Here is a 20,758-nt window from a genome sequence, read left to right on the forward strand (position 1 = left end):
TGCTCTACTTCTTGGTTGAGTTGCGTTCGGCAATGGTGAACGGCAGCAGCACGGTCTTGTCCGTCACAGCTTCCTTGTTCATCATCTTGGTCAGCAAACGCATGGCCACAGCACCGATATCGTACAGTGGTTGGGAAATGGAGCTCAATTGCGGCCGGGTGATCTCGGTCAGGAAGGTGTTGTTGCTGGTGATGATTTGGAAATCATCCGGCACTTTCACGCCGTGATCCAAGGCACCATCCAGCACACCGACGGATAACTCGTCATCAGCGACATAGGCGGCGTCGGCGCCAACGGCCTGCAACTTATCCCACAATGCGGCACCCGCGCGGAAATTATAATCCGTTTCGAAGACCAGATTGCCATCATAGGGAATCTTGGCCTCCGCTAATGCTTCATTGTAGCCAGCCAAGCGATACTCGCCGTTGATCGGTTCATTCATCGCGCTGGAGATAAACGCAACTTTCTTCGCGCCCTTTTGCAAGAGCAGTGCCACGGCATCTTTCACCGCCGCTTTGTAATCGATATTGACACTAGCGACCTGCTCGTCAGGATCAACCGAGCCGGCCAGCACGATGGGCGTCTTGGCCCGGCTGAATTCTGCCCGCACCGCGTCGGAAATGTTATGGCCCATGTAGATCAGACCATCCACCTGCTTGGCAAACAAGTTATCCAACGTGCTGACTTCTTTCTGACTGTTCTCATCAGAGTTAGCCAAAATGATGTTGTACTTGTACATCGTCGCCACGTCATCGATCCCGCGGGCCAAGGTGGAGAAGTAAATGTTCGTGATATCGGGGATCACAACGCCGACCGTGGTGGTCTTCTTGCTCGCTAATCCACGAGCCACAGCGTTAGGCCGATAATCTAGTCTCTCGATGACCTTCAAAACCTTCTGGCGCGTGGCGGGCTTGACATTGGGGTTGCCATTGACGACCCGGGAAACAGTCGCCATGGAGACGTTAGCTTCCCGTGCGACATCATAAATTGTAATAGTCTGTTTATCCATACACATTTACCTCACATTTAAGATTCGTTTTCAATTCAACAGTAAAACAATACCAGACGCTGGCGGCAAATGCAAGCGTTTTATTGAAATTTTCATGAAATCTCTCCGATTCATTTACTGCTCATTTTCTGTAACCGCCCCAACCCGGCCCACCAGGCCCTATGCTATACTGGCATTAATCTAACAAAGGAAGTGTCGGGTATGAGTCACTTAGAGCAACTTCAGCACTGGATCACTGAGCAGCACGTGGATGCCGCCTACATCAGCGACCCTACGGATATCAACTATTTCACGGGTTTTTACAGTGAACCGGAGGAAAGGGTTTTGGCATTGTTCGTCTTTCCAGATGCTGCACCATTCCTGTTTACGCCAGCACTGTCCGTGGAAGCAGTCAAGAAAGCAGGCTGGACTGGGGATGTTTACGGGTATCTGGACCAGGAAGATCCGTTTGCCCTGATTGCTGCCCATATTAAAGAACGCAGCCGGACAAATCACGCTTGGGCGATTGAGAAGGACGTGCTGCCCTTCGGTCGATATGAAGCTATCCAGCGCGAATTTCCAGACGCGGTCTTCCCCGCTGATGCCTCCCGGTTCATTGAACAGCTCAAGCTGATCAAGTCGCCGGCAGAAATTGCGCTCATGGAAGCCGCCGGCCGTGAAGCGGATGAATGCTTCCGGGTCGGCTTCGACGCGCTGCGCACCGGTATTACAGAACAAGGCGTGGTGGCCGAAATCAACTATGCGATGATGAAGCAGGGTGTGATGCACATGAGCTTCGACACCATCGTCCAGGCGGGTGTCAACGCTGCTGACCCCCACGGTGAACCAACCGCTGCCCAGGTCGCACCCAACGAACTGGTGCTGTTCGACCTAGGCACCAATCACCAGGGATACATGAGCGATGCCAGCCGCACGGTAGCCTATGGCGAACCGACAGCCAAGCAGAAAGAAATCTTTGACGTCTGCTTGGAAGCGCAATTAACTGCCATGGATGCAGTGAAACCGGGCTTGACCGCGGCAGAGCTGGATAAGATTGCCCGAGATATTATCACTAAGGCCGGTTATGGGGAGTATTTCATCCACCGCTTGGGTCACGGTATTGGGACCTCCACCCATGAATTCCCATCGATCATGGCGGGCAATGAGATGGTCCTGCAACCCGGCATGTGCTTCTCCATTGAACCAGGAATCTATATTCCAGGAGTCGCTGGCGTGCGGATCGAAGATTGTGTCCACGTTACTGAGACTGGCGGTGTACCGTTTACCCATACGGATAAGCAGCTGCAAGTGATTCCGGTACGCAGCTAACTGAAATCGGGTCAAGGTCCGCTCTTTGTACGCCGTGCCAATGCTCCGCAAGCTGCGGCGGATGGGGCTGGAACGCCATGACGGCGTTTTGAGCCTGCTGCGCAGTCTCAAAATCGCCTAACCACATCGGCGGCAAAGCCGCCGTGTGGTTTCCATGGCTGAGCCCCATCCGCCTCCGCTTGCTACGCATTGGCACTAGCACGCCTTATACTTTTTAGTTCCATCCCAGCTCCAAACAAAAAGCAGCCCCATGGGGACTGTTTTTTGTTTGGACTCACTTAATTATTGTTGGTCGGCTGAATCTGTTGGTGCCTGCGGCGTTTCGGGAGTCTGGACGGCGCTGGCTGGAGCCGCGGGTTGGGCGGGTTCAGCCGCTGGGGCCGGATCAACGGCTTGCGGATTCGTATCAGTCGCGGTCTGGGATTGATCCGCGTCGGCACTTTCCTTGGCCGCTTCGAAGGCTGACTTGCCGTCGATGACAATATCATCAAAGTCTTCATCGTCGGCGTTGTCTTCCGCCTGTCCTAAGTCATCGCCTAATGCATCGGTGGCGGCATCAAAAGCGTCCCGGTCCGGCTTCATGGCCTCTTCGTGCTTGGCATTGATGCTGCCGGTAAGATCAGCCAAGGTCGCTTTCAAATCTTCGATCTTGTCACCCGCTTGATCCCGCAGGGAATCGCCCAAATCGGTAGCATAACGATAATAATCCATCGCCCGATCTTTGCCGCCTGCACTCTTTTTCTTCAACTTATCAGTCAACTGTGCACCAGTCTTCGGAGCCAGCAACGTCGCGGCAGCGAATGCCACTGCCCCGCCAATCACGAAACCAATTAAGAAATGCCCTTTTTTCGCCATAACGCTAACTTCCTTCCTAAATTATCGATGATTATTTACGCCGGAACAACCGCATCGCTCTGCCGGCTATACCGACCTCTGCGGTACGCTTGCCGCCGCGTTTGACACTAGCCACCAAGTGCCGGGAGCTGGAATTCAGATCTGAAACCGTTTCTCCCAGCTCACCAATGGCCTTGAACAAAGGATCTGTGTCGGCCACCTTACCATTCACGTCATCCAGCAAGGTGTTGGACTTCACGAGCAGCGCCTCCACCTGTTGGGTCAAGACGTCCACGTCGCCGGTGACCACATCCAGCGTCTTAGTCGTTTGGGCCACCGTTTCGTTAACACTGGCCAATGCCTTATTGACCTTCAGCAGCGTTGAGATCAGGAACACGACCAAGAGAAGAAAAGCAATGGCCGCAATCAACGCTGCAATTTCACCACCTGACATATCATTCACCATCCGTTCGCTAACTAACTTACTCATTCCAGAATACCATCAATAGAGGGCGCCTTCAATTAATAACGGCGCTCGTGGTAAACTAATAGCAGACTTTTTGAAAGGGGGCGGCCATGTGTTTTTAGCCGCAAACAGTGGGACGAGTGACACCTTAGACACTTGGGAGGCCTTTTTAGCCAAATTTCGCTGGCAAAATGTTCTGGCGGTACTCGCTCAAAAAACCCTGACCATCCTGTTTTACACCATCCTCTTCATTATTCTGCGGAAAGTGGCGCGAGTGGCATTGCACCATCTCTTTCGCCGGTATAGACAGAAGGGCAAGTATGCAGTGGCCCGCGTCGCCACTATGGATACCTTAGTCACCAATGGCACGAATTATGCCCTATGGTTTTTATATTTCTATGCGATTCTGTCAGCGCTCGGCGTTCCAGTCGGTACACTGATCGCTGGTGCTGGGGTGATTTCCCTGGCGTTAGGGCTGGGGGCTCAAGGCTTCGTCAGTGATGTCGTCACCGGGTTCTTCATCCTATTAGAAAGACAATTCGATGTTGGCGATGTCGTTCAAATTGGCGAAATCACTGGCACCGTGACCGCCATCGGCATTCGGACCACCCAAGTCACCAGCTTCGACGGCACGTTGAACTTCATTCCGAACCGGAATATTTCCATCGTGGCGAATAAATCTCGGGGCGATATGCGGGTTTTGATCAGTGTCCATGTCTTTCCAGCGACCCCCATTGACCAAGTTCAGGACATCATCGCCGCGGTGAATAAAAAACTGGTACCGAATTATCCGGATATCACCGACGGTCCCCACGATTTGGGTATCACCGACTTGGGCAAGGGGGACTTAGCCCTGCAAGTCCAGATGAAGGTCAAAAACGGGGCCCAGGTCACGGTGCAAAATGCGTTTCTGTCTGCTTACCTGCAAGCCATTCACGAAGCGGGCATTGATCTGCCCACCAGCACGCTGAACCTAACCAAATCTTAGTATCAGTTTGCACAAGGCTCTGCTATGATGGATATACAACGCTTGTTTAAAGGAGAACATGATATTTTATGCTCATGAATATGATCAAAGGCTTCCTCATCGGCATTGCCCTTGTCGTTCCTGGCCTCTCTGGATCCATCTTTGCCGTCGTGGTAGGAATTTATGAACCGTTGCTGAATAGCGTCAACCATTTCCGCAGCGACATCCGCCGCCATTCCCGGTTCCTCGGACCAGTGGCCGTGGGCGTCGTGCTGGGTATTCTCGCCTCCACCAAACTGGTCCTCTACTTAACCGAGGCCTTCCCCATTTTGGCTTACGCCTTCTTCACGGGTTTGGTCTTGGGCGTGATTCCCTTTGTCCTGAAGAAAATGCGTCAGATCCGGTTCAATCCCCTTTACTTGCTGCTGAGTGTCGGCGGCTTTATCATTATCTGGCTGCTGGCCCAATTGGGTGACACCACCAGTACGACCAGCGTGGCGATTCGGCAAGTGACCAGCATGGCCGATGCCGGCCTGCTGCTGTTTGCTGGGCTCTTCTCCGTATCCTTGATGGCCATTCCCGGGATCTCCGGGTCCGTCATGCTGATGGTGATCAACCAGTACGGCACCGTCTACTACGCCGTCAGTCAGCTCACTGATGCCGCGGCCCTGCTCCTCCGGGGCAACGGCCGGGCCTGGGGGATGATCGGCACGAGCCTCCTGGTGCTGCTGCCCTTCATGATCGGTGCCGTCGTCGGTCTCATCCTGATTGCCAAACTGATGGAATGGCTGCTCAAACACTTCCCCGCCCAGGTCTACTACGCCGTCCTGGGCGTCGTCATCGCCGCCATCGCCATCCTCCTCCAAACCGGCGTCCTCCCCCCATTCGCCACCATGGCCGCCAGCCAACTGACCATCCAAGTCATCGGCGCCGTCGTCCTGACGGTATTGGGTGTGATTTCCGCTCTATTCTTCGACAAACCGGAGGAGAAAGTCGTGGAAGAAGAAGTCCGCGCTTTATAAACTCGCAGAAAATCAGTACGAAAAAAACGCAGCCTAACCTTCTCAAAAGAAGACATGGGCTGCGTTTTTTGTTTAGCAATCGATAATGATTTTCCTGCAGATATAGTGTCAATGCGTAGCAAGCGGAGGCAAAATGGGCTCAGCTGTGGGAACCGCAATAATCTCGCCCGCACTTGGCGAGATTATATGCGGTTAGGCGTGTTTGAGACAGCGCACTTTGCTGGCTCAAACCGCCGTCACAGCGTTCCAGCCCATTTTGCCGCAGCTTGCGGAGCATTGGCACGGCGTACAACGGACCAATATCAGTCTACGCAACTCACTGTTTCAACAGATACTCATTCGCCTTTTCCAAAATCACCTTCAACGACTCATACGTCAGCGTCATGTGCGCATCCTCATAGTTAAACCAATCAATATGACTGATCTCACTCGCCTGCCGCGTGATCGCCGGATCACCCTGAACTTCGGCCAAGTAAATAATCGTCCGCTTCTGGTTCCCATTCGGCAGCAGATACTCGTCGACCTGCTTAAAATCAGCCGTATCCACGTGCACGTGCAGCCCGGTTTCTTCCCGGATCTCCCGCTCTGCCGCTTGTTCATCAGTTTCGTCGCCTTCGACGTGGCCTTTGGGGAACCCCCAAAAATGACTCGTGGCACTTTCTTCCAATAAGTACTGCAACTCACCATTGACCCGGCGATACACCACCGCACCAGTGGAAACTTCTAACGTCATGCTACTTCGGTCCTTTCATCGCGCTGGACACCGGTTGCTGAATCGGCACCAGATCGTATTCTTTATTCAGATTATGCACCAGCTCATTGAAGCTCTTCATATACTCCCGCCGGGTAATGATCCCGACGAAGATCCCATCGTCGTCCACCACCGGCAAAAAAGGATTGTCGACCAGCAGGTGGAGAATCTTTTCAATATCCACCAAATCACTGACGATGCTGTCGGAATCCGGCCGTTCGACCACGTCCGCCACTTTCAAGTGATCCAGGGGCTCTAACGACACATGGTCCAGCGCCAGCATTTTATCGGTGATCATCGCTAACGAAATAAAACCGATGAAGTGGCTCTCATTATCCAGCACCGGGATCTTGGCGTAGCGGACTTTCGTCAGGACCAAAAAAGCATGGCCTAACCGGTTATCCATATTGACATTAGCGACCACATCCGCCGGAATCAAATAATGTTCACTATTTTGTAAAAGGAAACGTTGTAACTCAGGAATGATCATGCTGTTTGGAACTCCTTTCGCATCATCGTTGGAACGTTTGGTGCAGCTTGGGGATAGGCGTCAACTGATGGTCGTAGAAGACTACATCCGCGGTGGTGGCATTGATCGTCACCACGGCACACGTCCCGCCATATTGCTGATAGCTGCGCGGTTGAGAAATCGACCCCGGATTAAGTACCAGCATCCCGTCGGCCATATGCGCTTCGAGGGTATGGGTATGTCCATAAAAGGCACAATCTGCATTCACTGCATGGGCCCGCTCCTCCAACCGAGCGGTGCCCATGGAAACGCCTAGCCGGTGGCCATGAGTCTCATACACCGTAATCCCTTTGACTTTTTCCACTCGGGCCATGGGAAAGCCGGCATCAAAATCCATGTTGCCGCGGACGGCGTACATCTTCTGCCAAATCGGATCATCGGCAGTCAGTTCTGAATCACCGCAGTAAAAGAAGGCGTCCACGGTAGTTTCAAATTGGGCAAGGATCGTCTCCAAAATATTGCGGTCCCCGTGGGTGTCTGACACGACGAGTGCTTTCATGCCTGATCCTCCTCTTGGGCCGCCCACCAGGTCGGCCATTGCTGCTCTAAACGGCGCATGGCAATGCCCCGGTGGCTGGCGCCGTTCTTTTCTTCCGGGGTCATCTCGGCGAAGGTCTTGCCCAGCGGTGGGAAATAAAACAACGGATCGTAGCCAAAGTCGTTATCGCCCTGGGGCACGGTCAAAATCTCACCGCGCACCTCGCCAGAGACGATCAAATCGGCAGTCGGCCGATCCGGCCAAGCCAGAACCAACGTGGAATGGAATGTGGCCCCCCGCTGGTCGCGGGGCAGCCCGCCCATTTCCACAAGCACCTTAGCGTTATTGGCGGCATCGTTATGATCACCAGCATAGCGGGCCGACCGAATCCCGGGCATTCCGTGCAGCGCGTCGATCATCAAGCCGGAATCATCAGCCGCCACGGGCAGCTGCAATTCATGGGCAAAATGATCCGCTTTTAACTGGGCATTCTCTTTAAAGGAACGCCCAGTTTCATTCACTTGGCGGGCATCTGGATAATCCAGCAACGTTTTAATGGTCATGCCCGCCTGAGCAAACATTTTGGCAAACTCTCGGGCTTTGCCCGGATTTTTGGTGGCGACCACCAACATCTTCGGCATGGTCATTCGATCCCTTCTTTCGCTGCCGGAACGGCCGGCAAGTCTTCTACGGCGACGTGGGCCACGGGCAGCGCCGTCATCCCCAGCCAGTCTTCCGCAATATCTTTAAACATATCTGGCGAACCGGTGGTAAACAGTTTGGGTGCTGCGGATACAGTGTGATCCAAATTGCGGATGTCAAAGTAATCCAACAGAGCCGAAATTTCACTCACTGTTTCCGCCCCCGAATCGATCAGGGTCACGTCCGGCCCCATGAAGTTCTGAATCAGCGGCCGCAGCAAGGGATAATGGGTGCAGCCAAGAACCAAAGTATCAATGTCCTTGTCGGGCAATTGACCGAGCGTTTCGGCTACGATTTTTTTCGCGACCGGGGAACGATATTGGTTGCTTTCCACCACCGGGACAAACTTGGGGCAAGCCATCGTCGTCACGTGCACCTGCGGCGCCTGGGCATGGATCGCCCGGTCATAGGCATGAGAGCGTACCGTACCGGCCGTGCCGATCACTCCGATATGACCGTTGCGGGTCGACCGGATCGCGGCGCGCACACCCGGGGGAATCACGCCGACTAAGGGCACATTCAGCGCCGGCTTGATCACTGGCAGGGCCTCAGCCGTCGCGGTATTACAGGCAAAAACAACCATTTTGACGTCGAACTGCAATAAAAATTTAGTCAACTGCCAAGAAAAATCCTGAATTTGTTTCGCCGGCCGGGGACCGTAAGGCATGCGGGCCTGGTCGCCGATAAAGATATAATTTTCATTAGGTAATTGCCGCACGAATTCCTTGATGACGGTGAGACCGCCCACGCCGGAATCCATAAAGCCAATCGGTCGTGGATCTGAACGCACACTATCAGTCCTTTCTCGAGTCTTTATTATACCATGCCCCTGATGCACCCGAGTGGTCTGCACCCGTTCCCTAGCGGATTCTTCATATTTTTCCAGACCTGGCTTTCCCAAATCTTACACACTCTTCAGGACATCAGAAAGTGATTGATACCGGTTGCACACTTTTCTCGCCGAGCAAAGTTCGGTATAATACTCTGCGAGATGGAGGCAAATTCGGATGACCAATTCTTTGTACGATCAATTGCACCAAAGCCGCTTCAGCGTTGCGCTGTTGCGGGATGTCGCCCTGCCCATTGCCTTGGGTCGGGACCACACGAATTTAGAGTACTGGCTGGGTAAACAAATCGCCCGGCAGCTCCCGGTGAGCAACGAAGATCAGCTGCCCGTCATTGCCGCCCAGGCTGACTTCGGGACCTTAACCATTACCCATGACCGGCGGGCCAGCATCACTGGGACACTCACCGGACCCGTGGTCACGGGCCGTCTCGCCCAGGCAGCGACTCCTAGTTTTGCGTTAGAAACCGGCTGGCTCGCCCAAGAATGGCAAATGCTGACGGGTGTCTTCACGGAAGCCACTTACAGTATTCAAAAAGGCCAGGTCCTGATCAGTCTGCATCAAGATGCTAAGGAAACTCTGACTGCGACTGAACAAACCCACGCCGAACCAATCACGCCGCTGCAAACCAGCGCCGACCAGCCCCAATCGTAACCCTTCGCCGCCAGGTATCAGACACTGATGTCTGGCGGTTTTTTTATCCCATTGACGACTATGTCATGCTCGTAACTTCTTCGTAACGTTGGTCATGCAACGTTAATATATCGCCTATCCCTTGCGTACCAACCGATTGAGCACCTAGATAATTGAAATCAAGTTCTACCCTCTTGGCAAATACATCAAACATGTTATTATTATTTGTAGCCTGTGACGCAGGTTGTTGTTCATCGAAGAATACGATATGGCAATCAAATTGCTGAATGTCTTAAGACAGAGAGGAATGTATGTATGTCTCATAGTAAAGCACTGTTCAGTCTTGGTTTAAGCGCCGCCGCTCTGGCTGGCACGTTAGCTCTTGGTCACGGTCAGGCGCAAGCCGCCACGGTTGGTACAACAACATATACGGAGGGCGCCACGACCGTTTGGCAGTCTCCGTCATTCAATCGTCCCGCACGCTATTTGACCGCTGGTCAGCAAGTCACAATTCAGAGTACCCAAACCATCAATGGCACGACGTGGTACGAAGTCGGCACTAATGAATGGGTCCCGAGTCTTTATATGAAAACGAGTGACAACACCACAGCGGCGCAAACATCGACAGCTAGTGCAACGGCTGGTTCTGTGAAAGTTACTTATCAGGGCGGGGCCACCACCGTGTGGACCGCGCCAAACAGCGGTAAGGTATCCTCGTACTTAGGTGCCGGCCAAACGGTTTCGTATACTGAAACAGCTCAGCAGAGCAATCTAACTTGGTACCACGTCGCCAGCGGTTGGGTACCCAGCAGCTACGTGACGCCGGCTAACGGTCAGCAGACGGCCGCCCCGGCACAACAGACAGCAACGACAGCTGCAACGACCCAGCAAAGTCAGCAGCAGGCGACTCAGGTGCAACAGAGTACAGCCACCGCTTATAGTGCCAACACGCAGCAGGCTGCCAGCAGTACCGTGAAGGTTTCCTTCTACGATCCGGCTGTTCTAGGCTCCAGCATGGGCTATAACGGCGTGGCGGCCAACCTGTCGATCTATCCCAAGGGTACCCGCTTGAAGATCACCTTGGCGGATGGCACCGTGCTGCACCGGACAGTGAACGATACTGGTACGTTCGTAGCCAGCAACCCGTATCAAATCGACTTAGCTTGGCCGAATGCCTCGATTCCTTCTTATGGAGTCACCACCGCCTCTGTATCCGTTGAATAATTCCGTGTTCCAGAGTAAGCGGTCGTTGACATAGGTATCGTGACCCGGTGCAGGCCTCCTTGTAAACTTGGTTTATCAAGTAAACAAGGAGGCCTTTCATGGTTCAAATCAAAGATATCGTGCCGATCCAGGTGACCGACCGGTCGCCGAAGCCGCTGGTCAAACCGCAGGTTGCGGCACGAGTGAAGCTCAAGGACGCCGAGGTCGTGTTTTACACCGGTGTTGACCGGGCAATTCTGCACGTGGTGCTCCAGGAGTTGACAGGCAATGTTCCCCAATATCCAAGAGCTTAACATCTATATCATTTGCGGAAAAACGGACCTGCGCAAAGGAATCGACGGTTTGGCCGCTTCCTTGCGGGAGCTGTACGGCGAAGACGAAGTGCCTTATGATCACTCGCTGTTCTTATTCTGCGGCAGTCAGCGCGATCGGTTCAAGGCTCTGTACTGGGACCGCAGTGGGTTTGTTCTTTACTACAAACGGTACGAGAACGGCCACCTGCAGTGGCCGCGAACGCGCTCTGAGGTGCAGCATCTCAGTCATTACCAGCTGAAGCGATTGATTACTGGTCTAAGTATTCAAGAACGGAGTACCATTCATGATTTCAAGCCAGGATATACCAACTAATTGAGGAGGAGAAGCCATGATTTATTGGCATCTCCTCTTTCCTTCGCCGTATAAAACATGATATAATCCATTTATTATATTTATTGGAGGAACACCGATTGGTAGACACAAAAGATGCAGTGCGATTGGTGGACGCTTCGCCAGAACAATTACGCACCGCACTGCAGAATTCGATAAATGAAAATCAGGACCTCCGGGAACAGATCGCCGTCTTGAAGCGCATGTTGTTCGGTCGGCGCCGGGAATCAAGCGATAACCTGCCGCATGGCCAGACGAACCTGTTCAATGAGCACATCATCACCGGTGAAGAACAAAGCATCATCGACAAGCTCACCGGTGATGACCGCAAGGTCGCCAAGAAGAAGCTCAAGAAAGCGACACGGACCAAGAGCACCGACTTGAACAAGCTGCCGCTGGACGAGCAGGATTGCCTGCTCGAAGGTGAGGAGCGCAAGTGCCCGGTCTGTGGTGAAGAGATGCAGGATATCGGCCGGTCGAAAGTACGCGAAGAAGCAACCTTGATTCCGGCACAGCTCCTGCACACAATCGTCTATCGGCACACCTACGCGTGTCCTAACGGCTGCTTGAATCAGCGCGGCAACCAGTTCCTTAAGAAGTCCGATGTGCCTCGCCCAGCCATACCGCATAGTCCAGCTTCTTCAAGCGTCTTGACCGAATCCATCATGGCTAAGTTTGCCTACAAGATTCCGGACAACCGGCAAGAACGCTTGTGGCACAGTCGCGGGGTCGATTTCACCCGGCAATCAATTGCCAACTGGCACATCAAGGCGTCAGAAGGCTACCTGGAGTCCCTATACAAGCTGATGCACCGAGATCTGCTGACTCAAGACGTTATCCATGCGGACGAAACGCCCTACCGGGTGTTGGATCTAAAGAAGGCGCAGACCTATTACTGGGTCTACACGTCCAGCAAGCACAGCGCCCACCAGATCGTCATGTATGAGCACGGTAATAGCCGCGGTTACGAGGAAGCTGCCCGGTTCCTGGCCGGCTACGAAGGCTACCTGCAAAGTGATGCCTACGCCGTTTACCCTAATTTGCTTGGGGTCACCAATGTCTTCTGCTGGGCTCACGTGCGTCGTAAGTTTGACGAAGCCGTGACCGCCGGAGACAAGGGGCTGGCCCCAACGGGCCGCCAGTATTGCAATGATCTCTTCCAATGGGAAAAGAAATGGCAAGACTTGTCGGCTGATGAACGTCAAACCCAGCGCGAACAACGACTCAAACCTGTCATGGATGCGTTCTTCGCTTGGCTGGTCTCGTTGGACGGCAGCTATCTGCCAAAATCCAAGGTGGGCAAAGCCATCACCTATGCGTTGAAGCATGAGGCTGGCTTGCGGGCAGTCCTGTTGGACGGCCGACTTGAACTATCGAACAACCGGGCCGAACGCGCCGTCAAAGAACTGGTCATCGGTCGTAAAAATTGGCTGTTTTCGCAGAGCAAACGCGGCGCGACGGCTGCGGGGGTCATTCTTAGTCTGCTCACGACAGCACGGGCTAATCACCTCGATCCGAGTAAATATTTCAACTATCTATTCGACACAGTGCCTAATTTGCCGGCTCCCGGCGACATGGTCGCCTTGCAGGACTATTTGCCGTGGGCGCCGAAGGTGCAGGCGTTCTGTCACGAATAACAGCGGGTAAAGCAATGGTGCAATCTTCATGATAGAGGATTGCACCATTTTTGTCTTCACACCTATTTCAACGACCGCTTACGTTCCAGAACAATTAAAGGCATTAGAAAAACCACCGCAACTCTTGTTGATCAAGACTTGCGGTGGTTTTATTGTTGCGTCATTTACCGGCGCGCATATCCGGAATATCCCGCGGCTCTTTCTTCTGCCACGTTTTGGTGTAAAAACTCTTATTGATCTTGTACTTAGGAGTCGGCTGCTGATTCTCCAAGAACGGCCGCACCGCGTCATCCACTGCCAGCCAGCCGCGCCAGCCTAAGTGAATCGTATCCTGCATGAAGTAAGGCTGATTGCCCTGATCAATGAGGTCTTCGATGTGGTTAAAGCCCTGGGTGCGCAACTGATACTGAATCTTTCGATCGAATAAGTCCAGCATTTCCTGACTTAAGCCCGTGTACTTCGCCCACTTATCATTCACCGGCGGGATCACGAACATGGGTGTGATTTTATGCCGACTGAAGAAATCCAGCAGCAGTTGAAAATCAGAAAACTCTGGACCGTAGTCATAGTCAAACTCAATCTGAGAATCCTTGAGTTTGCCGACCACCGGCCGGACCCGCTGATCATAGAACTTGTTCTGGATGCCAAACTGGTTGTTGGTCGTTTCGCCCTTCCCCATTTGGGTCGCCAGATCGTCTAACACCCAGGGGTCGTATTGAGACGGCAATGTTTCTTCGCCCTTCGCGATCGTCCCCCGGTTGTCCCGCAGGAACAGCTGGCTGAACAGACTGTCTTCGTGATCGTACAGCCGCTCTGACAACCGCAGGTAAGTCTTCTGCCAATTGGTCAGCGGCACGCCGGCCTTGACTCGAATAATGGCTTCCGTCAGAGTCGGGTTGGAAGATCCAGACGGCAGTTGCAGCAGCCGGGTGGCGGCATATTCCGCCATTGGATCGTTGGCTTTCGCCTTTTCCAGGAAGTTATTGGTTTGCAAGTTGGAGTAGTAATAGCTGAACATGTTGCGTTGGATCCCATTCCAAACGAACCATTGGGGTGAGATGATGACGACAACTTTTTTACCAGTTAATTCTTTCCCCACAGTTTGCAAGGAGAAGAAATGAGTCAGCGACTGGGTACCAGCGGATCCGAGTAGGAACGGCCGGTAATTGCGCCGATATTTTGTCGCCAGGACGGAGGGGTGGAACGGATCCATCCGCGATAGTTCGGAGGACCCGATGAAGGGCACGTAGTTTTGGTCAAACGCCGCACTCTTTAATAAGTTGCCCTTAAAAATATTGGGCGACAGTGAGACAGCAGCCTTTTCCACGTTGTCCTGGCGCGACTGACCATAGTTGCCGGGCCAAAACAGCAACACGACGACGCCGAGCATCGCGATGAGAATGGGCCCGAAGATCAGCCATAACCGTTTGGCTAATTTCATTGTTGCTGCATCTGCTCGACTTTCGCAATGATCTTATTCGGCGTATCCCATTGCGTACGGTCAAATTCAGAAACCGGCACGTTGACGTCCAGCTGCGACTGTAATTCCAATAACAACTGCACCGTACCCATGGAATCCAACAGACCGGATGTGAACAAGTTCTTGTCCAAATCCTCTTTAACCTCGTCAGAACCGGTTAAATCGCTCAAAATATTTAATACTGTGTCTTTAACTGCCATAATGAACCCCTCCAAAAAATTAATTATCTGAACCAAAGCCGGTCAAGGAACCCGGAGAAAATCAGGAAACTGAAACAAATTGTGTTGAACGTCAGTAAAATGGCGATGGCCTTAGTAAAGTGATTGCTCGGGAACGCATCCTTATGCTTGCGTTTGAAGCGAATCCAGGCATCGGTCAAGATCATCACCGTGGCGTGGAACAGACCATACACAATGTAGTACCAAGTCTCGCCATGCCACACGCCCATGATCATGAACAGCAGCAGATACCCGAGATTGGCGATGGTCACTCGGTTCTTGATCCATTTGTGCTTCATAATGAAGAACACGAACCGCATGTAGATGTAGTCCCGGAACCAGAAGGACAGTGTCATATGCCACCGATTCCAGAAATCCTTGATATTATGCGAAATCCAAGGATAGTTGAAGTTCATCGGTGTCTCGACCCCCATCATGTTGGAGATCCCGACAGCGAACAGACTGTAGCCGGCAAAGTCGAAGAACAAGTACATACTGTAGCAGTACATGACCCCGACCAGCGGCCAGGACAAGTCAAGAAAACCGCCCCGGGCCTGCATCGCCTGCCGCTCCAGGTTCGGCAGCAGCATCGTGCCGAAGATGTAGCCCATGATGAATTTGTAGAAGAAGCCAAGGAATAAGCGATCCACACCCTTGCCCAGCAAGTCCAGGTACTTTTCCCGGGTCAAAACCCGGTCGTAGTCCTTTTCAAACCGGCGATACCGGTCAATCGGCCCCGACGAAATGGTCGGCATGAACAGCAGGAACTGCAAGAATTTAACCGGATGGAAATCTTTGATGAAACCATCCCGGGTTTCCATGATCATACCCACGGTCTTGAAGGTCAGGTAAGAGATCCCCAGAAAGCCGATAATACTTGACTGACCATGATCAAACAGCGGTGTGAACTTAACGACGGTCAAGGGTACGATGGCTAGAACCACTGACCAGAAGAATACGCTGAATTTATTCGGCGAATCCTTTTTCGTGCGGTACCGGATATACAAGGCGACAATAGCGTATTGCCATATGGTGTAGCCGATCAGGGCGACACCCTGGGTCCATTTGCGCCCGTCAAACATCAAAAACAGGAAAACAAAGGAAACCAGCGTCTCGTACCAGTGCGACCGGGCCCCGTTTAAGCGAACGATGATCGCTGGTAAGAGTGCGATCACCAGCAGAACGAAGTAACCCGGATTTTCGTATGGCTGTAAATTGATCATGAAGGATTGACCTCGGCAATCAATGCTTTGCGGTCAATCTTACCGTTGACCGTGAGCGGCAAACTGCTCTTTAAATCAATCCGTTGGGGAATCATGTAGCTCATTGCCGTCTGTGTCAGCTGCTTCTTCAAATCGGCCACATAGGCCCCCTCATCCAGCGGCTGTTTCTTCGGGACCACGAACGCTACCAGCTGGGTTACTTTGTGCTGACTGTTGTACTTGGGTACGACACTGGCCTGTTTCACCGGAGCCAGGGCGTCTAACGCATGGTCGACATCCTCCAGCTCGATCCGGAAACCGTGCAGCTTCACCTGGAAATCGGTCCGCCCGCGATAGAAGATCAGGCCGTCCGCATCCACGAAGCCCAGGTCCCCAGAACGATAGGCGCGGTGGGGACCATCCTGGAAGAAAGCGGCCTTCGTCTTTTCGGGATTATTGAGATACCCCTTGGACACGCTGGGCCCTTCAATAATCAATTCGCCAAGCTGACCGGGGGCAACGCGGTGACCCTTTTGGTCAATAGCGTACATAACGGTGTCTTCCTTGGCATAACCGATAGGCAGACGATCGTATTTCGCGGTGATTGCTTTCGTGATTTCCACAGCAGTTACAGCGACGGTCGTTTCCGTCGGGCCATAAGTATTGAAAATCTTTGCGTCTGGGAAACGGTCAATCAAAGTATTGGCCGTCTTCACCGTCAACTCTTCGCCGCAGAACAAGAAATACTTCAGATCTGGGTAGTTTTCTGCCTTGAAATTCGGATCCAGCAGACAAATCTCAATGAAGGACGGGGTCGATACCCATTCTTCTATGTGCAGTTCCGGCAAAGCCTTGAACAGCAGCATGAAATTATCCGTGGTCCGCTTGGGCAGCGCCACCAGATTCCCGCCTAAGACCCAGCTGGGATAAAGATCCATCACCGAGAGGTCAAAGGAATACGGTGCTTGAGCTAAACAGCGGACACCTGCGGGCAGCGAAAAGTCGCTGATCGCCCAGTTAACGTAGCTCAACAGGTTGTTGTGGCTGATCTGAACGCCCTTGGGTACCCCGGTCGTGCCCGAAGTGAAGATGATGTAAAATGTCTCATCACCGCGGACGGACACCCCGTGGTCATAGTCAGTCGCACCATGCTGACGCACGGTCGCCATTTGTTCCGGTCCATAGATCGGCAAATCAGAGAAGCTGACCGGTAAGTGCTCTGTCGCTAGAATAGCTGCCGGCTGGGCCACGTCATGAATCTGCTGGATCCGTTCATTGGGTGAATGGGTATCAATGGGGATGTACCCATGGCCCGCCTTAACGGCCCCCAGGAAGGTGGCCACCATGGCGAAGGTCTGCTCGCCATAAACAATGACGGGGGCCTTCTCCGGCAAGTGCTGCGCTTGCAGGAAGTGAGCAATCCGGTCGGCGGCCGCGACTAACTCGCCGAAGGTATACGTATGGTCTTCATACGTGTAACTGAGCCGGTCCGGATGCTCCTCCGCAATTTTGTCAATTTGAGAAATGATGTTATCTATCATGGCTGCGAAGCAATCGCTGCTTCTTTTCCCCCTCGCTCGTGTCAGAATTCATTGTAAATAAACTTGCTGTTGTTCACGCCGCTGTAGCTGTACAAATACGTCAGCACCAGAATGATGATGAAGTAAAAGACAGTCTTGACGACGAATTGGAACACGGGCCGGTGCCATAGGGCAAGCCACTGTGCTTTCATCCTAATCCCCTACCTTTTCAAACGATACTACCTTAATTATAAAGTTCGTTTTCAGCAAATACCAGTCAGACGACTGAGACAATGTCTAACAATGTTGTTAGATGCCTTGCAAACCTACTTATACCATAACATTTCAGGAGTGTTACAGGACGAAAGAATGCTTAAGAAAATGCAATGGCCGAAAAAAAAGCCGGTTATCTTCGCGATAACCGGCCGGTTGACCTGTTTTAGTCAGTATATTTAGCGAGCGTGGCGGTCAATTGCTCTTTGGATTGGTAACCAACGAGCTGTTCAACGACCTTCCCGTCTTTTTTAACAATCAAAGTCGGGATGGCCATGATACCGAATTGCTTCGGGGTATCCGGGTTTTCATCCACGTCCATTTTCGTAAACTTAACATCTGGCTGCTCATCGGCTAGTTTGTCGATAACCGGTGACTGCATGCGGCACGGGCCGCACCACGTGGCCCAGAAATCGGTCAGGACAACGCCGTGATCGGTCTCTTGGGCAAATGTCTTATCTGTAACAGCTTTGACCAAGGTGTGCACTCCCTTTCTTTGCTTACATAAGTTTAGCAAATATGTGCGCCAATTTCAATACTTATAAAAAATAAGTGACAGGCAATTTACTTGAAGACGACGATCGTCGCCCCATCCCCGCCGGCTTCCGGCGGCGCATACTTGTAACTCTTGATCTGACGATGCTGTTTCAGGTACTCCTGGACCCCATTGCGGATGGCGCCGGTGCCTTTACCGTGGATGATCGTCACCGTTGGATAATTGGCCAGCAGCGCCTCATCCATGTATTGATCCAGATCATGCATGGCTTCTTCATATCGTTTGCCCCGCAAATCCAAGGTGGGCGAAATAGCCGGACCGCGATTGCTGACGTTGACGATATGCCGCTTTGGCTCTTTGTCCTCCGGCGCCTCGACCTTGGTCAATTCATCGGTGGGTACCTTCATTTTCAAAATACCCAGCTGCACTTCCCAGTGGGTATCATCAGACTTGCTGAGCAAGGTGCCGACCGTTCCGTAACTGGCTACTTGGACGTCATCGCCGGGCCGCAGCGTTTGCTTCTTTTTCTCCCGCCGCAGGACCCGATTGTTCTTGGCTGACGGTGTGCTGTGCAAGTCTTTCAGCGCGGTGCGCGCCGCAATCAGCTTGTCTTCCTTGACACTGCTGCCGCTGCCGGTGAGCTGTGCCTGCCGCAAATCCGCGATGATCTTGTCCGCCTTGGCTTGTGCCTTATCCACCAGCTTATCTGCCTGCTGCTGGGCCTTTTGCAGCTGGGTGTCCTTGTCTTTGAGAAATTCTTCAAAGGCCGTGTTCAGCTGTTCGTGCAGCGTCGTGGCTTCATCTAGTTGATGCCGCAGTTCATGATACTCGGTCTCCGCGGCTTTCCGCTGATTTTCCAGATCGCCGATCATTTCATTCAGGTTTTGACTTTCACCATCCAGCAGCTGCTTGGCCCGATCCACGATCTCCTGATTCAAGCCCAGCCGGGCAGCAATGTCAAAGGCATTGGACCGGCCCGGGGTGCCGATCAGCAGACGGTAAGTCGGCTGCAAGGTGGTGATGTCAAACTCCATACTGGCGTTGATCGTCTGCGGCGTATTATAACCATAAACCTTCAATTCCGGATAGTGGGTCGTCGCGACGACGTCCGGCCCCATGGCTCCTAAATAATCCAAGACGGCAATGGCCAAACTGGCCCCTTCCTGGGGATCGGTACCGGCACCGAGTTCGTCGAAGAGCACCAGACTGCGCTTAGTCGCCACGTGCAGAATGCTGATGATATTTTTCATGTGCCCAGAAAAAGTCGATAGGCTTTGTTCGATGGACTGCTCGTCACCTATATCGGCCAAAATCTCATCATAAATCGCCACATGGCTGTCTTCGTTAGCAGGAATAAACATCCCTGATTGCGCCATCAGTTCCAGCAGCCCCAAGGTCTTCAGCGTAATCGTTTTACCACCCGTGTTGGGTCCGGTGACCACGATCGTATGGAAGTCTTTGCCCAAATAGATATCATTGGGGACGACTTTCTTAGGATCAATCAGCGGATGGCGGGCTTGGATCAGATCCACGTATCGGTCCGCATCGATAATCGGTTCAGTGGCATTGATTGCCCGAGCGTACTGGGCCTTCGCATTCACCAGATCCAGCTCAGCCAGAATGTCCGCGTTAGCCTTCAACTCGTTGGTATACGGTGCGACCAGCTCAGCCAATTCAGCCAAAATCCGCTCAATCTCCCGCTTCTCGTCAATTTGCAGCTGGCGCAGGCGGTTGTTCATTTCCAATACAGCTTGCGGCTCAATGTAAAAGGTTTGACCGCTGGCGCTTTGGTCGTGGACGATCCCGCCAAACCGATTCTTATACTCAGCCTTGACCGGGATCACATAACGATCATCCCGCAGCGTAATGATTGCGTCAGTCAGGTACTGGGCTTCTTTGCCCCGGGTGTATTGTTCCAATCGAGTGCGCACCGCGCCCTCAGTTTGCCGCATGCCCGTGCGGATGCCCTGCAGCTTGCTGCTGGCAGTATCCAATACCGTGCCGTCTTCGTCCAAAGCCCGATTCAAAGCCCGGGTCACAGCCGGCAGATCCACTAACTGGTCCACCAGATCCGGCAAGGCGCGCAGCATCTGATCCTGATCATCAGCAAAATCACTGAAGAAATTTTTAATCGAGGCAGCCACCGCCAGCACCCGGCCAATTTGAGCCAGTTCGCTGCCGCTTAAGGTGGCGCCGATCTGCAGCCGCTTCAAGTGCGGGGTAATGTCCACCGTTTTAGTGATGGGATACCCGCCCTTGAGGCGGTGGAGGGCCATGGCGTCCGCGGTCCGGTCAATATTCTCTTGCACGGCACCGGCAGTATCATCGGGGGTCAGTGCCAAAGCCAGCCACTTACCGGCATCGCTGACGGTATAGCTGGCCAACTGATGCAGGACCTCAGGATAATCCAGAGTTGCTAACACTCTGGTATGCATAGCATTACCCACTTTCTATAGTGTGTTTTTTCCATGAAGGGACTGAAATAGAAGCGGTCTCTGATGCGCCGGGCCAATGCTCCG

Annotated in this window: 23 protein-coding genes; 8 read left to right on the forward strand and 15 right to left on the reverse strand. The window is 52.8% G+C overall.

The window, feature by feature from the left end; all coding sequences use genetic code 11:
* Positions 1-4: 4 nt before the first annotated feature.
* Positions 5-1,009 carry a catabolite control protein A gene (gene ccpA, locus FMM01_RS06045; protein ID WP_150391913.1) on the reverse strand — a complete coding sequence of 335 codons (1,005 nt, stop codon included), beginning with the start codon at positions 1,007-1,009 and terminating at the stop codon, positions 5-7.
* Between the two features lie 201 nt (positions 1,010-1,210).
* On the opposite strand from ccpA, the gene FMM01_RS06050 reads away from it, so the two are divergent.
* Positions 1,211-2,317: a M24 family metallopeptidase gene (locus FMM01_RS06050; RefSeq protein WP_027828169.1), complete on the forward strand. Its 1,107-nt coding sequence runs from the start codon at positions 1,211-1,213 to the stop codon at positions 2,315-2,317.
* 282 nt (positions 2,318-2,599) lie between these two features.
* Here FMM01_RS06050 and FMM01_RS06060 read toward each other — a convergent pair whose 3' ends face one another.
* Complete coding sequence (locus FMM01_RS06060) at positions 2,600-3,172, reverse strand: YtxH domain-containing protein (RefSeq protein WP_146995359.1); 573 nt, start codon at positions 3,170-3,172, stop codon at positions 2,600-2,602.
* Positions 3,173-3,203: 31 nt separating this feature from the next.
* The gene (locus tag FMM01_RS06065) at positions 3,204-3,605 is read right to left on the reverse strand and encodes a DUF948 domain-containing protein (protein ID WP_063515761.1); all 402 of its coding nucleotides are present in this window, start codon (positions 3,603-3,605) and stop codon (positions 3,204-3,206) included.
* Between the two features lie 124 nt (positions 3,606-3,729).
* Here FMM01_RS06065 and FMM01_RS06070 point away from each other — a divergent pair, with 124 nt between their 5' ends.
* Together FMM01_RS06070 and FMM01_RS06075 are read left to right on the forward strand one after the other, a co-directional pair.
* Positions 3,730-4,605 carry a mechanosensitive ion channel family protein gene (locus FMM01_RS06070; protein ID WP_150391915.1) on the forward strand — a complete coding sequence of 292 codons (876 nt, stop codon included), beginning with the start codon at positions 3,730-3,732 and terminating at the stop codon, positions 4,603-4,605.
* Positions 4,606-4,673: 68 nt separating this feature from the next.
* Positions 4,674-5,606, forward strand: a complete 933-nt coding sequence (locus FMM01_RS06075) for a DUF368 domain-containing protein (protein ID WP_150391916.1) — start codon at positions 4,674-4,676, stop codon at positions 5,604-5,606.
* Positions 5,607-5,922: 316 nt separating this feature from the next.
* On the opposite strand, the gene FMM01_RS06080 is transcribed toward FMM01_RS06075, so the two are convergent.
* From FMM01_RS06080 to racE, 5 genes are read right to left on the reverse strand one after another with little or no spacing between them, the layout of a single operon-like run.
* Positions 5,923-6,339, reverse strand: coding sequence for a bis(5'-nucleosyl)-tetraphosphatase (locus FMM01_RS06080; RefSeq protein WP_150391917.1), 417 nt, complete (start codon positions 6,337-6,339; stop codon positions 5,923-5,925).
* A gap of 1 nt (position 6,340) precedes the next feature.
* A complete protein-coding gene (gene cbpB, locus FMM01_RS06085) occupies positions 6,341-6,847 on the reverse strand; it encodes a cyclic-di-AMP-binding protein CbpB (RefSeq protein ID WP_027828174.1) in 507 nt (168 codons plus the stop codon).
* Positions 6,848-6,869: 22 nt separating this feature from the next.
* Complete coding sequence (locus tag FMM01_RS06090) at positions 6,870-7,385, reverse strand: metallophosphoesterase (protein ID WP_150391918.1); 516 nt, start codon at positions 7,383-7,385, stop codon at positions 6,870-6,872.
* On the reverse strand, positions 7,382-8,011 hold the full coding sequence (locus tag FMM01_RS06095; RefSeq protein WP_150391919.1) for an XTP/dITP diphosphatase: 630 nt from the start codon (positions 8,009-8,011) through the stop codon (positions 7,382-7,384). The genes FMM01_RS06090 and FMM01_RS06095 overlap by 4 nt, the downstream gene beginning before the upstream one ends.
* Positions 8,008-8,826, reverse strand: a complete 819-nt coding sequence (gene racE, locus FMM01_RS06100) for a glutamate racemase (RefSeq protein WP_051225219.1) — start codon at positions 8,824-8,826, stop codon at positions 8,008-8,010. The genes FMM01_RS06095 and racE overlap by 4 nt, the downstream gene beginning before the upstream one ends.
* Before the next feature lie 247 nt (positions 8,827-9,073).
* On the opposite strand from racE, the gene FMM01_RS06105 reads away from it, so the two are divergent.
* The 5 genes from FMM01_RS06105 to tnpC all read left to right on the forward strand — a co-directional run bounded on the left by FMM01_RS06105 (position 9,074) and on the right by tnpC (position 13,050).
* The gene (locus tag FMM01_RS06105; RefSeq protein WP_051225215.1) at positions 9,074-9,565 is read left to right on the forward strand and encodes a DUF2507 domain-containing protein; all 492 of its coding nucleotides are present in this window, start codon (positions 9,074-9,076) and stop codon (positions 9,563-9,565) included.
* 294 nt (positions 9,566-9,859) lie between these two features.
* Positions 9,860-10,768: an SLAP domain-containing protein gene (locus FMM01_RS06110; RefSeq protein WP_150391920.1), complete on the forward strand. Its 909-nt coding sequence runs from the start codon at positions 9,860-9,862 to the stop codon at positions 10,766-10,768.
* A 98-nt stretch (positions 10,769-10,866) separates the two neighbouring features.
* Complete coding sequence (locus FMM01_RS06115) at positions 10,867-11,061, forward strand: hypothetical protein (protein WP_027827606.1); 195 nt, start codon at positions 10,867-10,869, stop codon at positions 11,059-11,061.
* Positions 11,036-11,395, forward strand: a complete 360-nt coding sequence (gene tnpB / locus FMM01_RS06120; protein ID WP_150391429.1) for an IS66 family insertion sequence element accessory protein TnpB — start codon at positions 11,036-11,038, stop codon at positions 11,393-11,395. Before FMM01_RS06115 ends, tnpB begins: the two co-directional genes overlap by 26 nt.
* Positions 11,396-11,493: 98 nt before the next feature.
* A complete protein-coding gene (gene tnpC / locus FMM01_RS06125) occupies positions 11,494-13,050 on the forward strand; it encodes an IS66 family transposase (protein WP_150391428.1) in 1,557 nt (518 codons plus the stop codon).
* Between the two features lie 160 nt (positions 13,051-13,210).
* On the opposite strand, the gene dltD is transcribed toward tnpC, so the two are convergent.
* From dltD to FMM01_RS06160, 7 genes are all read right to left on the reverse strand, one after another.
* On the reverse strand, positions 13,211-14,491 hold the full coding sequence (gene dltD, locus FMM01_RS06130) for a D-alanyl-lipoteichoic acid biosynthesis protein DltD (RefSeq protein ID WP_150391921.1): 1,281 nt from the start codon (positions 14,489-14,491) through the stop codon (positions 13,211-13,213).
* Entirely contained in the window at positions 14,488-14,730 is a 243-nt protein-coding gene (gene dltC, locus FMM01_RS06135) for a D-alanine--poly(phosphoribitol) ligase subunit DltC (protein ID WP_150391922.1), read from the reverse strand. The genes dltD and dltC overlap by 4 nt, the downstream gene beginning before the upstream one ends.
* A 23-nt stretch (positions 14,731-14,753) precedes the next feature.
* On the reverse strand, positions 14,754-15,971 hold the full coding sequence (dltB, locus tag FMM01_RS06140; RefSeq protein ID WP_027828179.1) for a D-alanyl-lipoteichoic acid biosynthesis protein DltB: 1,218 nt from the start codon (positions 15,969-15,971) through the stop codon (positions 14,754-14,756).
* A complete protein-coding gene (gene dltA / locus FMM01_RS06145; RefSeq protein WP_150391923.1) occupies positions 15,968-17,491 on the reverse strand; it encodes a D-alanine--poly(phosphoribitol) ligase subunit DltA in 1,524 nt (507 codons plus the stop codon). The genes dltB and dltA overlap by 4 nt, the downstream gene beginning before the upstream one ends.
* A gap of 41 nt (positions 17,492-17,532) precedes the next feature.
* Positions 17,533-17,682: a teichoic acid D-Ala incorporation-associated protein DltX gene (locus FMM01_RS06150; protein ID WP_063515765.1), complete on the reverse strand. Its 150-nt coding sequence runs from the start codon at positions 17,680-17,682 to the stop codon at positions 17,533-17,535.
* Positions 17,683-17,909: 227 nt separating this feature from the next.
* On the reverse strand, positions 17,910-18,221 hold the full coding sequence (gene trxA / locus FMM01_RS06155) for a thioredoxin (RefSeq protein ID WP_027828181.1): 312 nt from the start codon (positions 18,219-18,221) through the stop codon (positions 17,910-17,912).
* Positions 18,222-18,307: 86 nt separating this feature from the next.
* On the reverse strand, positions 18,308-20,674 hold the full coding sequence (locus FMM01_RS06160; protein WP_150391924.1) for an endonuclease MutS2: 2,367 nt from the start codon (positions 20,672-20,674) through the stop codon (positions 18,308-18,310).
* Positions 20,675-20,758 lie beyond the last annotated feature (84 nt).

The organism is Schleiferilactobacillus harbinensis (assembly GCF_008694105.1).
Lineage (GTDB): Bacteria > Bacillota > Bacilli > Lactobacillales > Lactobacillaceae > Schleiferilactobacillus > Schleiferilactobacillus harbinensis.

Excerpts from the sequence above, each read along its gene's own strand:
- FMM01_RS06105 (WP_051225215.1), top strand. The coding sequence starts at position 9,074 with ATGACCAATTCTTTGTACGATCAATTGCACCAAAGCCGCTTCAGCGTT.
- dltC (WP_150391922.1), bottom strand. The coding sequence starts at position 14,730 with ATGGCAGTTAAAGACACAGTATTAAATATTTTGAGCGATTTAACCGGT.
- dltA (WP_150391923.1), bottom strand. The coding sequence starts at position 17,491 with ATGATAGATAACATCATTTCTCAAATTGACAAAATTGCGGAGGAGCAT.
- ccpA (WP_150391913.1), bottom strand. The coding sequence starts at position 1,009 with ATGGATAAACAGACTATTACAATTTATGATGTCGCACGGGAAGCTAAC.
- dltB (WP_027828179.1), bottom strand. The coding sequence starts at position 15,971 with ATGATCAATTTACAGCCATACGAAAATCCGGGTTACTTCGTTCTGCTG.
- FMM01_RS06115 (WP_027827606.1), top strand. The coding sequence starts at position 10,867 with ATGGTTCAAATCAAAGATATCGTGCCGATCCAGGTGACCGACCGGTCG.
- FMM01_RS06110 (WP_150391920.1), top strand. The coding sequence starts at position 9,860 with ATGTCTCATAGTAAAGCACTGTTCAGTCTTGGTTTAAGCGCCGCCGCT.
- dltD (WP_150391921.1), bottom strand. The coding sequence starts at position 14,491 with ATGAAATTAGCCAAACGGTTATGGCTGATCTTCGGGCCCATTCTCATC.
- FMM01_RS06080 (WP_150391917.1), bottom strand. The coding sequence starts at position 6,339 with ATGACGTTAGAAGTTTCCACTGGTGCGGTGGTGTATCGCCGGGTCAAT.
- cbpB (WP_027828174.1), bottom strand. The coding sequence starts at position 6,847 with ATGATCATTCCTGAGTTACAACGTTTCCTTTTACAAAATAGTGAACAT.
- tnpB (WP_150391429.1), top strand. The coding sequence starts at position 11,036 with ATGTTCCCCAATATCCAAGAGCTTAACATCTATATCATTTGCGGAAAA.
- racE (WP_051225219.1), bottom strand. The coding sequence starts at position 8,826 with ATGGATTCCGGCGTGGGCGGTCTCACCGTCATCAAGGAATTCGTGCGG.
- FMM01_RS06075 (WP_150391916.1), top strand. The coding sequence starts at position 4,674 with ATGCTCATGAATATGATCAAAGGCTTCCTCATCGGCATTGCCCTTGTC.
- FMM01_RS06050 (WP_027828169.1), top strand. The coding sequence starts at position 1,211 with ATGAGTCACTTAGAGCAACTTCAGCACTGGATCACTGAGCAGCACGTG.
- FMM01_RS06150 (WP_063515765.1), bottom strand. The coding sequence starts at position 17,682 with ATGAAAGCACAGTGGCTTGCCCTATGGCACCGGCCCGTGTTCCAATTC.
- FMM01_RS06090 (WP_150391918.1), bottom strand. The coding sequence starts at position 7,385 with ATGAAAGCACTCGTCGTGTCAGACACCCACGGGGACCGCAATATTTTG.
- FMM01_RS06160 (WP_150391924.1), bottom strand. The coding sequence starts at position 20,674 with ATGCATACCAGAGTGTTAGCAACTCTGGATTATCCTGAGGTCCTGCAT.
- FMM01_RS06065 (WP_063515761.1), bottom strand. The coding sequence starts at position 3,605 with ATGTCAGGTGGTGAAATTGCAGCGTTGATTGCGGCCATTGCTTTTCTT.
- FMM01_RS06060 (WP_146995359.1), bottom strand. The coding sequence starts at position 3,172 with ATGGCGAAAAAAGGGCATTTCTTAATTGGTTTCGTGATTGGCGGGGCA.
- FMM01_RS06095 (WP_150391919.1), bottom strand. The coding sequence starts at position 8,011 with ATGACCATGCCGAAGATGTTGGTGGTCGCCACCAAAAATCCGGGCAAA.